Genomic DNA, 350 nt, shown 5'->3' on the forward strand with positions numbered 1-350 from the left:
ACTAAGCGAAACCGCCCCGGCCTGGCCGGAGCGGTCTGCCCAGCGTGGTAGCTGGGTACTGATGAGCAGCCGAGGACGTTATGCAGAAACAAACCAGGACCTATCGAGGCGCAGATCATGAGCGCGCCTTTCAAGCTGCACAGTCAATTCCTTCTGATTCGCTGGAGCGAATGGCTAGTGCACTTACTGAGGAAGCATCTGCGGGAATGGCCAGCGATGCTCAGCCATGTACTGCAGAAGCTGAAGGCCAAGAACTGTCTCGGACGTACCTGCCAGGAAGTCTGGGGCGAACTTCAGGTCCTTAAACATCGTGAGGAACATGACGTACTGAGTCAGAAACATCGAAAGAA

General features: G+C 55.1%; 1 protein-coding gene and 1 other RNA gene. Both read left to right on the forward strand.

What is annotated here, in order from left to right; translation table 11 throughout:
- The first annotated feature begins 3 nt into the window (after nt 1–3).
- An RNA gene (locus tag L6D89_RS32475) (hammerhead ribozyme type II) lies at nt 4–75 on the forward strand.
- Nucleotides 76–117: 42 nt separating this feature from the next.
- Nucleotides 118–350 (forward strand): hypothetical protein (locus tag L6D89_RS32480; RefSeq protein ID WP_236202356.1); only part of this gene is annotated, 233 nt, incomplete at its 3' end.

This window comes from Pseudomonas pseudonitroreducens (assembly GCF_021603645.1).
GTDB classification, from domain to species: domain Bacteria; phylum Pseudomonadota; class Gammaproteobacteria; order Pseudomonadales; family Pseudomonadaceae; genus Pseudomonas; species Pseudomonas pseudonitroreducens.